The organism is Polaribacter sp. NJDZ03, from assembly GCF_019263805.1.
In the GTDB taxonomy this organism is placed as follows: Bacteria; Bacteroidota; Bacteroidia; order Flavobacteriales; family Flavobacteriaceae; genus Polaribacter.
This window is the reverse complement of sequence record NZ_CP079195.1, coordinates 237,012-248,963: the sequence shown is the minus strand read 5'-3', so window position 1 is coordinate 248,963 and position 11,952 is coordinate 237,012. Positions and strand designations below refer to the sequence as shown.

13 protein-coding genes are annotated in these 11,952 nt (G+C 29.8%); 5 read left to right on the top strand and 8 right to left on the bottom strand.

Annotated elements, in window-relative coordinates; translation table 11 throughout:
* Positions 1 to 22 precede the first annotated feature (22 nt).
* Genes mtaB through KV700_RS00990 form a run of 3 tightly spaced genes read left to right on the top strand, consistent with a single transcriptional unit; the run spans position 23 to position 2,996 of the window.
* Entirely contained in the window at positions 23 to 1,357 is a 1,335-nt protein-coding gene (mtaB, locus tag KV700_RS01000) for a tRNA (N(6)-L-threonylcarbamoyladenosine(37)-C(2))-methylthiotransferase MtaB (RefSeq protein WP_218598754.1), read from the top strand.
* A 30-nt stretch (positions 1,358 to 1,387) separates the two neighbouring features.
* Positions 1,388 to 2,047 carry an alpha/beta hydrolase gene (locus KV700_RS00995; protein ID WP_166386454.1) on the top strand — a complete coding sequence of 220 codons (660 nt, stop codon included), beginning with the start codon at positions 1,388 to 1,390 and terminating at the stop codon, positions 2,045 to 2,047.
* Between the two features lie 46 nt (positions 2,048 to 2,093).
* Positions 2,094 to 2,996: a lytic transglycosylase domain-containing protein gene (locus tag KV700_RS00990; protein ID WP_166386453.1), complete on the top strand. Its 903-nt coding sequence runs from the start codon at positions 2,094 to 2,096 to the stop codon at positions 2,994 to 2,996.
* A 7-nt stretch (positions 2,997 to 3,003) separates the two neighbouring features.
* On the opposite strand, the gene KV700_RS00985 is transcribed toward KV700_RS00990, so the two are convergent.
* The 8 genes from KV700_RS00985 to KV700_RS00950 form a co-directional block, all read right to left on the bottom strand.
* Positions 3,004 to 3,201, bottom strand: coding sequence for a YwbE family protein (locus KV700_RS00985; RefSeq protein WP_158837947.1), 198 nt, complete (start codon positions 3,199 to 3,201; stop codon positions 3,004 to 3,006).
* Between the two features lie 84 nt (positions 3,202 to 3,285).
* Positions 3,286 to 3,477 (bottom strand): cold-shock protein, encoded by a 192-nt coding sequence (locus tag KV700_RS00980; protein ID WP_018943662.1) that lies wholly within the window; start codon positions 3,475 to 3,477, stop codon positions 3,286 to 3,288.
* Between the two features lie 187 nt (positions 3,478 to 3,664).
* Positions 3,665 to 3,856 (bottom strand): cold-shock protein, encoded by a 192-nt coding sequence (locus KV700_RS00975; protein WP_018943662.1) that lies wholly within the window; start codon positions 3,854 to 3,856, stop codon positions 3,665 to 3,667.
* 116 nt (positions 3,857 to 3,972) lie between these two features.
* Complete coding sequence (locus tag KV700_RS00970) at positions 3,973 to 4,914, bottom strand: nitronate monooxygenase family protein (RefSeq protein ID WP_218598753.1); 942 nt, start codon at positions 4,912 to 4,914, stop codon at positions 3,973 to 3,975.
* Positions 4,911 to 5,708: an energy transducer TonB gene (locus KV700_RS00965; protein ID WP_218598752.1), complete on the bottom strand. Its 798-nt coding sequence runs from the start codon at positions 5,706 to 5,708 to the stop codon at positions 4,911 to 4,913. Before KV700_RS00965 ends, KV700_RS00970 begins: the two co-directional genes overlap by 4 nt.
* Position 5,709: 1 nt before the next feature.
* Positions 5,710 to 7,371 (bottom strand): S8 family serine peptidase, encoded by a 1,662-nt coding sequence (locus KV700_RS00960; protein WP_218598751.1) that lies wholly within the window; start codon positions 7,369 to 7,371, stop codon positions 5,710 to 5,712.
* A gap of 39 nt (positions 7,372 to 7,410) precedes the next feature.
* A complete protein-coding gene (gene mnmA, locus KV700_RS00955; protein WP_218598750.1) occupies positions 7,411 to 8,598 on the bottom strand; it encodes a tRNA 2-thiouridine(34) synthase MnmA in 1,188 nt (395 codons plus the stop codon).
* A gap of 137 nt (positions 8,599 to 8,735) precedes the next feature.
* On the bottom strand, positions 8,736 to 9,449 hold the full coding sequence (locus KV700_RS00950) for a toxin-antitoxin system YwqK family antitoxin (protein WP_218598749.1): 714 nt from the start codon (positions 9,447 to 9,449) through the stop codon (positions 8,736 to 8,738).
* Between the two features lie 78 nt (positions 9,450 to 9,527).
* On the opposite strand from KV700_RS00950, the gene KV700_RS00945 reads away from it, so the two are divergent.
* Together KV700_RS00945 and purB are read left to right on the top strand one after the other, a co-directional pair.
* The gene (locus KV700_RS00945; protein WP_218598748.1) at positions 9,528 to 10,067 is read left to right on the top strand and encodes an adenylosuccinate lyase; all 540 of its coding nucleotides are present in this window, start codon (positions 9,528 to 9,530) and stop codon (positions 10,065 to 10,067) included.
* A 541-nt stretch (positions 10,068 to 10,608) separates the two neighbouring features.
* Positions 10,609 to 11,952: an adenylosuccinate lyase gene (gene purB / locus KV700_RS00940; protein WP_218598747.1), complete on the top strand. Its 1,344-nt coding sequence runs from the start codon at positions 10,609 to 10,611 to the stop codon at positions 11,950 to 11,952.

The window sequence follows — 11,952 nt, the reverse complement described above, 5'->3', positions numbered from 1 at the left end:
TTAGTTAAACAAACTTATTAGAATGAATGCAGAAAAGAAAGTTGCCTTTTACACTTTAGGATGCAAATTAAATTTTTCAGAAACATCTACTATTGCTCGTAATTTTGTGAGCGAAGGCTTTGAGCGTGTAGATTTTGAAGAACCAGCAGATGTTTATGTTATAAATACTTGTTCTGTTACAGATAATGCAGATAAACGCTTTAAAACCATTGTAAAAAATGCATTAAAGAAAAATGATGATGCTTTTTTAATTGCGGTTGGTTGTTATGCGCAATTAAAACCAGAAGAATTAGCAGCTGTAGATGGTGTAGATTTAGTTTTAGGTGCTACAGAGAAATTTAATGTTACCAGTTATATAAACGATTTAACTAAAAATAATGTTGGAGAAGTACACTCTTGTGAAATTTCTGATGCAGATTTTTATGTAGGTTCTTACTCTATTGGAGATAGAACACGTGCATTTTTAAAAGTACAAGATGGTTGCGATTATAAATGTACTTATTGTACAATTCCTTTAGCACGTGGAATTTCTAGAAGCGATACTTTAGAAAATGTTATTGAAAATGCCAGAGAAATTTCATCAAAAGGAATTAAAGAAATTGTTTTAACGGGTGTAAATATTGGAGATTATGGTAAAGGTGAATTTGGTAACAAAAAGCACGAACATACTTTCTTAGATTTAGTAAAAGAATTAGATAAAGTAGACGGTATACATCGATTACGAATTTCATCTATAGAACCTAATTTATTAAAAGATGAAACAATTGAATTTGTATCTAAATCAGATTCTTTTGTTCCTCATTTTCATATTCCTTTGCAATCTGGTAGTGATGAGTTACTTAAGAAAATGAAACGTAGGTATTTAACAAATACATACACAAACAGAGTAACAAGAATTAAAGAAGTAATGCCTAACGCCTGTATTGGTGTAGATGTTATTGTTGGTTTTCCTGGTGAAACAGACGAGCTATTTTTAGAAACGTACAACTATTTAAACGAGATGGACATTTCTTACTTACATGTTTTTACTTATTCAGAAAGACCTAATACAGAAGCAGTGCATTTAGAAGGTGTGGTGCCTAAAAAAGTACGTGCCAAACGTAGTAAAATGTTACGTGGTTTATCTGCTAAGAAAAGACGTGCTTTTTATGAGAATCAATTAGGTAATACCGTAACCGTTTTATTTGAAAATGAAAATAAAGAAGGTTATATAAACGGTTTTACAGAAAATTACGTTAAAGTTAAAACACCTTGGAACCCAGAGTTGGTAAATACATTACACACTATAACGCTTACTGAAATTGACGAAGATGGTCTTGTAAGATTTAATTTTGAAAACAATAGCGTTACAATTTAAAATGTAATTGCTACATTAAAATAAATAGATATGAAAAAGATTCCAATATACTTGGTTCCTGGTTTAGCAGCTGGACCAGAAATTTTTGAAAACTTAGAATTATCAAAAGATAAATATGACATTCATTATTTAAAATGGATAACACCTATAGCTCAAGATGAGTCTATTGCTAACTACGCAATGAGAATGAGCGAGGATGTAAAAGAAGAAAAACCTGTTTTAGTAGGTGTTTCTTTTGGCGGAATTATGGTACAAGAAATGAGTAAGTATCTAGATGTTAAAAAAACAATTATTATTTCTAGCGTAAAACACCATAAAGAACTGCCAAAAAGGTTTAAATTTGTGAAATTCACAAAAGCTTATAAGTTTTTTCCAACTAAGGTTGTCTCAAATTTTGAAGATTATGCTAAATATTTTTTAGGTAAATCTTTAAAAAAGAGAGCCCATATTTATAAGAAATACCTTTCTGTTAGAAGTGAACTATACTTAAACTGGTCTATTGGTTCTATTATTAGGTGGGAACAAACAGAAAAGAATCAAAACATTACGCACATCCACGGTACAAATGACCACGTATTTCCTATAAAAAACATAAACAACTGTATACAAATAGAAGGTGGTACCCATATTATGATTATTACTAAAGCCAAGAAATTAACTAAAATTATTAACGATATTTTAACTAGTTAAAACACAGGTCATCCTTATTTTTAAATCACAAAAACATTGCAAACTCATGAATAAATCACTCCGTTTTCTTTCACTACTTAGCATCTTAATAGTTGCTTTTTTATTTTATAATGGCATTAATAAAAATGAAACAGACCCACAAACAAGTACACATGCAACCTATAAAATAAAAGCATTAAAACTACCTAATAATTTAAATCTTGCTGGAGAAAGGGTTCCTTTAGAAATACCGGATGTAAAAGAAAGAATGGAGAGAGAGTTATTGGTAAATACCTATTGGCAATCTAATGGACTATTATTGATAAAAAGAGCAAATAAGTACTTTCCTATTTTAGAACCATTATTAAAAAAATATGGTTTACCAGACGATTTTAAATTTTTAGCTTTGGCAGAAAGTGGTTTTATAGATGAAACCTCTAACGTTGGTGCAGCGGGTATGTGGCATTTTATGCAGGCAACAGGTAAAGAATACGGTTTAGAGATTAATAGCAACGTAGACGAACGTTACGATATTGAAAAATCTACAAAAGTAGCTGCTGAGTATTTAAAAAAATCTCAAAAACGTTTTAATTCTTGGACTTTAGCTGCCGCTGCTTACAATGCAGGAAACTATGGTGTTAGTAAAAGGTTAGATGAGCAAGAAGTAACTAATTATTACGATGCTAAATTACCCGATGAAACTGAAAGATATGTATTAAGAATTATTGCCTTAAAAGAAGTAATAAGCAATCCTAAAAAATATGGTTTTGTCTTTGAAAATGAAGATCTATACACTTTAGCAAAAACAAGAACTATAAAAGTTGATACAGCAATTTCTAATATTACACATTTTGCAAAGAAATTTGGAATGAATTATAAAGAGTTTAAAATTTACAATCCTTGGTTAAGAGAAAATAAACTAAACAATAAAAGTAGAAAAGTGTACGAGATTAAAGTACCTGTTAACTAAAGTATTTTTATTCTATAATATTTTTAATTCTACCTACCAACCCAGATTCTAACTGAACTTTAATACCATACGGATGGTTTTGAGATTTAGTTAGAATTTTTGCTATAACACCTTCTGTTAATTCTCCACTTCGTTGATGTGGTTTCTGTACAATTTCTACAAACAAACCTATTTCTACATTTTTTCTTTGCCTACCGTCAATCATAAATACTTTTTAATACGAAAATAAAAAAAGCCTATCAATATTGATAGGCTTTTAGATAAAAAATTAACTAGTAATAAATATATATTATAATACTCTTACGTTTACTGCGTTTAATCCTTTTTTTCCATCTTGTAAGTCAAATTCAACTTCATCGTTTTCACGAATTTCATCGATTAATCCTGATACATGTACAAAATGTTCTTTGTTTGATCCTTCTTCAGTGATAAATCCAAATCCTTTAGATTCATTGAAAAATTTTACTGTTCCTTTATTCATAATAAAAATTATTTGTTGTCAATTTAATTACTAACAACATTTATATAATAACAAATGTAATGCCAAAATTTGAATAACGGCATAATTTTTTATGATACTTTTTTTAATCTGAATGATAAGAACATAAAAAAAGCCTATCAATATATTGATAGGCTTTTAGATAAAAAATTAACTAGTAATAAATATATTATAATACTCTTACGTTTACTGCGTTTAATCCTTTTTTTCCATCTTGTAAGTCGAATTCAACCTCATCGTTTTCACGAATTTCATCGATTAATCCTGAAACATGTACAAAATGTTCTTTGTTTGATCCTTCTTCAGTGATAAATCCAAATCCTTTAGATTCGTTGAAAAATTTTACGGTACCTTTATTCATAATAAAAAAATATTGTGTTGTTAAATTAATTCCTAACAACGTTTATTGAATTGCAAATGTAATGCCAAAAATTAACAAACGTATCAAAATAATTAAATTATTTTCAAAAATAGAACCTAAACACTAGTAATCAATAATTTAACACCTTTAAATTCATCAACAATCTCCATTAGAACATCCTTTACTGGTTTTATTTCATGAATTAAACCCGCAATTTGACCAATTTCTAACTCTCCTTCGTCTAAATCTCCTTCAAACATTCCTTTTTTAGATCTTGCTCTGCCTAATAATTCTAAAAGTTTTTCTTTTGTTGGGTTTTGTTTATATAATTCTTGCACGTCATTGTAAAACTTATTCTTCACCAAGCGAACTGGCGCTAATTCTTTTAACGTTAACTGAGTATCTCCGTCTTTAACAGCAACAATGGTATTTTTAAAATTAATATGAGCAGAAGATTCTACTGTAGCAGCAAATCTACTTCCTATCTGTACGCCGTCTGCACCTAAAACCATAGCTGCCAACATGCCTCTTCCGGTTCCAATGCCTCCAGCAGCAATTACAGGAATTTTAACCTGTTCTTTTACCATTGGTATTAAAGTAAAAGTGGTTGTTTCTTCCCTCCCATTATGTCCGCCTGCTTCAAATCCTTCGCAAACCACAGCATCAACGCCAGCAGCTTCTGCTTTTAAAGCAAACTTTACAGAACTTACAACATGAACAACCGTAATTCCTTTTTCCTTTAAAAAGGATGTCCAAGTTTTTGGGTTTCCTGCGGAAGTAAAAACAATCTTTACCTCTTCTTCTATAATTATATCCATTAATTTTTCAATGTCTGGATACAACATTGGTACGTTTACACCAAAAGGCTTGGAAGTTGCTTTTTTACATTTTATAATGTGCTCTCTTAAAACATCTGGATACATAGAACCCGCACCAATTAAACCTAAACCACCAGCATTAGAAACTGCAGAAGCTAACTTCCAACCAGAAACCCAAATCATTCCTCCTTGTACAATGGGATATTTTATATTAAAAAGAGTTGTTATTTTATTTGTCATAACTTAAAGTTAATTTTTTGTGTATAATTAAAAGGTATTTTTCTACCTCTATCAATTGCAGCAGACCAACCTTTTATATCCTCAAAGAAATCTACTAATTCAATGTACAATTTTTCTGGTATTGTTTCATCAACAGTTACATCTGTAATAGAACCATCAATATCAATCACAAAATTTACATAAACATCTCCATCTATCTTATAATTAAGTGCACGCTTTAATTTTTTTAACTCATTTCTATATTCCTTTAAACCTCCTTTAAAACTTGGTTTCTTTTTACGTATTACAGCTTCTTTTTCAGTTATTTCTCCGTTATTATTATAGTAAATTTCTTGTATAATTGTATCTTTTTTAAATATAGCTTTCCCCGCTAAAACACCATTGTAATGGTATATTTTAAAAAGCCCTTCTTTATTTCCTTCATATAACCTGCCTTCTGCATTTATATTTCCATTATCAAACCAAGATTTATATTTCCCGTGTAAAAGTCCTTCTTTATTATAGTAACTTAGTTGAATCATTTTACCGTGTTTATTGTAATTTATACTTTGTCCAATTTTTACAGTTTTAGCTAAAGAATTGTAATGTTGATAATAAAAGAGTTTACCATTTCTTCTATATTTTCTGCTTAACCAAAGAGTATCATTTACTTTTGTTAAAATCTCAAAATTCTTAGCCTTCGTTTTATCTGTTGTTATCTTATTGTTATTATCAAAAAAATTAACAATGGAATCCTTTTGAGAAAACAGATGAAAACACGTAAAAAACAGAATAACAAATAGTTTTAATTTCATTTTACTCTTTAATTAATTTAAATATTTTTTGTTGATTATCCTTTGAGACCTTCATTAAGTAAACACCGCTTTCTAAAAAAGAAATATCAACTACATCTGAAGTTACCTTCTCTTTTTTTAAGACTCTTTTACCTAAAATAGTATAAACTTCAATTGTAACGCTATTAAGATCATCTGTAGAAATTACAAAACGATCTTTTATTGGATTTGGATATACATTTAAATTGATAATAGCATCATCCAAAACAGCTAAACTAGCCTTATAGCGATTCAGAGCAACTTCAAAATTAGGAATCCCATAACCATGCTGGTCGGTAGGATTATTAAATTGATTTGCAGACTCATAAACTGCAGTTTTTAAATAATCATTATAATTCTCACCAGATTTTTTTAAGGGTGCTTTTAAAAGAAATCCTTCATTCTGATTTAAACAAGCTATTAAACCCGCCATAATAGGCGATGAAAAAGACGTTCCGCTAGATGAAGTTGTGATTTCTCCAGAACTATAATGTATCAACGCTGGGTTTTGACCTTTACCTAAAATTTCTGGTTTTATTCTTCCGTCGGATGTTGGTCCGAAAGAACTAAAACTTGCAATATTACCAGAAGCATTTACTGCTCCAACCGAAATCACAGAAGTTGCATCTGCAGGTGCTCCCATATATTTCCAAGCACTATTTCCATCATTACCAACGGCATTTACCAAAAGCAAACCACGTGAAGCCCCAATTTCTGCACCTCTAGATATAAAAGTGGTTTTACCATCCATATCTGCATAGGTGTGGTTATGATTAGGATTATCATACGTAGTATAGCCCAAAGAAGTATTTATTACGTCAACACCCAAACTATCTGCTCTTTCTGCCGCTTCTACCCAAAGTGTCTCTTCTAAAACAGTCTCTGTTTCTGAGATTTCTGATATAAATAAATAAAATTTTGCGTCTGGAGCAGTACCTACATATTCATCTTTAATATACGCAGCAATTGAAGACAAAACATGCGTTCCATGACTATTTCTTGTGTAGAAATTCTCATTTCTATCAGCAAAATTATAACCTCCTAAAATTTGATTATTATCTCTAATTCTACTAAAAGCATCTAAGGTATTTACATTAGGAAACCCAGCATCTATAATTGCTATTATTTGCCCTTCCCCAGTTAATTCTTGTTGATGCAAATAATCTCCCTTTAACATTTTAATTTGATTATCGGTTGCACCATAATTAAAATCTGTAAGCGTTTCTTTAAACTTGTTATAATGATTAGGAGTTGTTGTTTTTCCTTTTGATTTACCATTTAGATTCAACGATTTATTAGCAAATTCTACAGATGCTATAAAACTATATTTAGAAATTAAAGTATTAATATCTGTAACCTCTCCTTGAACATGAACTGCGTTTAACCATTTAGATTTCCCTAAAACAGTAATCGTTTTATCATTTTTTAGTTGATTATAATACGCTTCATCAACAGGAACATCTTTAGAATCTAAAGGAATATTGAGTTTAGACCTTCTATCTAATGCTCTTTGAGTAAGCATTGAAATAGGGCTGTTTAAAAAACTAGTTTCCTGAGGTTTATCTTTAATAAAAACCCAAGCATCTTCTTGTGCAGAAACTTTAAAAAAAACTATTAGACATAAAAAAAGTAGTAATTTCTTCATATTCCGAAATTACTACTTTTTTATGATTTTATAAATGTTTTAAGAGATAACTCCAGAGCCTAATAATTCGTCTTCTATATACCAAGCTACAAACTGCCCTTCTTGTATGGCAGATTGTTTGTTTTCGAACTCAACATACAAGCCAGATGCTACCTTGTGTAAAATAGCATTTTCTAAAGGTTGTCTGTATCTAATTCTTGCAGCTACTTGCATGGTTTCTCCAACTTTTAAAGTTAAGTCTTCACGAATCCAATGCATTTCTTCATTAGAAACAAACAATACATTTCTGTATAATCCTGGGTGATTTTTACCTTCTCCGGTATAGATTACATTTTCTACAACATCGGTTTCTATCACATACAAACCTTCTTTTGTACCACCAACATTTAAACCTTTACGTTGTCCTTTTGTAAAATAATGTGCTCCTTGATGCTTACCAACCACTTTACCACCTTCTTTATTGTAAGTAAATTTGGTAGCGTAATATTTTAATTCTTCTTCTTTGTTTTCAAAAGTAGGAGCTTGTTTTGTGTATTGCTCAAAATCCGTTGGAATCGTTACAATTACTCCTTCTTTAGGTTGTAATTTTTGTTGTAAAAATTCAGGCAAACGAACTTTACCAATAAAACATAATCCTTGAGAATCTTTCTTATCTGCTGTAATTAAATCTGCTTCTTTCGCAATTGCTCTAACTTCTGGCTTTGTTAATTCACCAATAGGAAATAATGCTTTTATTAATTGTTCTTGAGATAATTGACATAAAAAATAAGACTGATCTTTATTATTATCTTTACCTGCTAATAATTTATAAACTGGTTTTCCGTCTATAATTTCTTCTCCTTTTCTACAATAATGACCTGTAGCAACATAATCTGCACCCAATTTTAAAGCAATGTCCATAAAGACATCAAACTTAATTTCTCGGTTACAAAGTACATCTGGGTTTGGCGTTCTACCTTTAGAATATTCATCGAACATATAATCTACAATACGTTCTTTATATTGTTCACTTAAATCTACCACCTGAAAAGGAATTCCTAATTTTTCTGCAACAATCATTGCATCATTAGAATCTTCTAACCAAGGACATTCATTAGAAATAGTAACAGAATCATCGTGCCAATTTTTCATAAATAGCCCAATTACCTCATACCCTTGTTCCTTTAATAAATGTGCGGTAACACTACTATCTACACCACCAGAAAGACCAACAACTACTCGTTTCATTTTTATTTTTTGAGGTTGCAAAGATACAAATTAGAAATGGTTTTTATAGATTGAAAGAATTGATGTAACCATTGTTTTGATTTATATAAGTTTACTAATTTTAAAAGTAGCTTTCTAAAAATATAAATCCAAAAAAATTAATCTTCTTTTTTACGAGAAAAAGTACTTTTCTGTCTTAGTTCTTTTTCCGTGGCCACTTCTCCGTCCAAATAATACTCCCAATTACCAACTCTTATTCCGTTTTTATAATTTCCTGTTTCTAATAACTTTCCGTCCAGTTCAAAGTATTTTGCCAAACCGGTTAACTCTCCGTTTTTATAAGTAAGCTCTTCTATAAGTACTCCATTACTAGCGTATGTAGTTTTTACACCATCTAACAAACCATTTTTGTAATTAGAAAACTCTGTAACTTGACCATCTTGATAGTAAATTATTTGGGCACCGTGTAATTTACCTTTTTTATAATTTTCTTCTGACATGATTATACCATCAGGATAAAAATATTTCCAATTACCAACACGGTCTTTCCCCTTTAAAACTCCTTCTGTTTCTATTTTACCTTTTAAAGTGAAAAACTTAACATAAAGCGAATCTGAGTTTTTATAAAATGTTTTAATAATTACCGGATGCGCAGAACTTGTAATGTCGTAAAACTTAAAAACACCTACCTCTTTACCGTTTTTAAATTGACCAACATAACGTATTCGCTTATTCGAATAATATTTTTTCCAAACGCCTACCCTTTCATTATTTGCATTTAATTGATTAATTTTTTGTGCATTAAAATTTTCACTTGTAAAAAAACAAGCAAAAAATAGTAAAATAAAAAACAGTCTTTTTATCTTTATCATTCAAATATAATTTAAAACAAAGATACATTAATAGTGTCAAAAACAAATCTCCTTTTTGTAACCGAACAACTCCACAACATGGAAAACCCTAAAAGGGAAAACCGACAAAGAGTTGCCAATATTATTTTAGAAAACCCACAACTATTTAAAGAACTGGTTACTATTACGTTTACTATTGAAAATAAAATATCTATAAAAGCTGCTTGGGTTTTAGAATGGATTTGTACACACCATCATTTAGAATGGATTTTACCTCATTTAGATGAATTCACTCTAAAAATTAAAACCTTAAAATTTGATGGTGCTATTAGACCTTGTGCTAAAATTTGTCAGCATTTAGCTACAGATTTTTATGCAAAAACAGAAAACAATATCCAAAAAGAACTTACAAAAAACCATATAGAAAGCATCATAGAAACAGGTTTCGATTGGTTAATAACACCACAAAAAATTGCAGTAAGAGCCTATACAATGAATACTTTGTATTTTTTTGGATTGGAAAAAGAGTGGATTCATCCAGAATTAAAACACTTAATTGAAACTAAAATTATCCATGAAAGTAAAGGTTGCAAAGCGCGTGGAAAATTCATTTTAGGTTTGATTGAAAAAAGAGGTTAAAAAGACATGGACTTCTTAAAAAAAAATATTTGCAGAGATTTAAGCAGAGTTTTAAGGAAAATATAGCTAATAGGAAGTACAAAAAGACACTAATTTCACAGATTTCAGTGATTAAACTGTTCTCATTCAAATAATAATAATAATAATAATATCAGAATATGATTTATTAATTATTTTGGCTAAAGCCAATAATACTCACTATTATCAATCACAGGCTAAAGCCTGTGCCTATAAAAAAAACAAATTTTTAAATTTAAACTATTCAAAAAAAAAACATTTAGAAGATTATAAATAGCCTGTGGATTTATCCACAGGAATTCAATTTTAAACGTTATCAAGGCTTTAGCCAAATTTCATCATCCAGCAAGGTTATTTCTATCGAAAAACACCTACAGAATTGAATAAAAAAAATCCTGAATTCGGGGCTGTTAAGTTTTGAAACTTCAACTATTTATTTGTGATAATCCTAGAAATTCGTGTACAAAAAACATCATAAATCTGCTAAATTCACTATTTTTGCAATTAACAACATAACGAAAAAATGGAATTAACACAATTAAATGCCATCTCTCCTATTGATGGTCGCTATAGAGGTAAAATATCAAAATTATCAGATTATTTTTCGGAAGAAGCTTTAATAAAATACAGAGTTCGAGTAGAAATTGAATATTTTATTGCTTTGTGTGAAATTCCTTTACCGCAATTAGCTGATTTTAACAACGATTTATTTGATGATTTACGTAAAATTTATATCGATTTTACTACAGAAGATGCTCAGAAAATAAAAGATATTGAAAGCATTACAAACCACGATGTAAAAGCTGTTGAATATTTTATCAAAGAAAAGTTTGATGCATTAGGTTTACAAGCACATAAAGAGTTTATCCATTTTGGATTGACTTCTCAAGACATAAACAATACCGCTATTCCGCTTTCTATAAAAGAAGCAATGAATGATGTTTATGTACCTCATTATTTTGAACTTTTAGAAAAATTACAAGAATTAGTTATTGAGTGGAAAGATATTTCTATGTTGGCAAGAACACATGGTCAGCCAGCATCTCCAACAAGATTAGGGAAAGAAATAGACGTTTTTGTAGTACGTTTAAAAGCGCAATTCAACTTATTAAATGACATACCAAGTGCTGCAAAATTTGGTGGTGCAACAGGTAATTATAATGCACATAAAGTAGCATACCCAAATATAGATTGGAAAGAATTTGGAAGTACTTTTGTACAAGAAAAATTAGGTTTACACCATTCTTTTCCTACAACACAAATAGAACACTACGATCATTTAGCTGCTTTATTTGATAATTTAAAACGTATAAACACCATTATTTTAGATTTAGATAGAGATTTCTGGACATACGTTTCTACAGATTATTTTAAACAAAAAATTAAAGCTGGTGAAGTTGGTTCTTCTGCAATGCCACATAAAGTAAATCCTATAGATTTTGAAAATTCTGAAGGAAACTTAGGTTTGGCAAATGCAATTTTTGAGCACCTTTCTGCTAAATTACCTGTTTCTCGTTTACAACGTGATTTAACAGATAGTACTGTTTTACGTAATGTTGGAGTGCCTTTTGGTCATACAATTATTGCATTTACATCTACCTTAAAAGGATTGAATAAATTATTGTTAAACAAAGAAAAGTTTGCGCAAGATTTAGAAAACAATTGGGCAGTTGTTGCAGAGGCAATTCAAACTATTCTAAGACGTGAAGCATATCCAAATCCTTATGAAGCATTAAAAGGATTGACCAGAACGAATGCTAAAATCAACCAGAAATCTATTGCTGATTTTATTGATACTTTAGAAGTTTCATCAGAAATTAAAGAAGAATTAAAAGCAATTACACCAAGTAATTATACAGGTATTTAA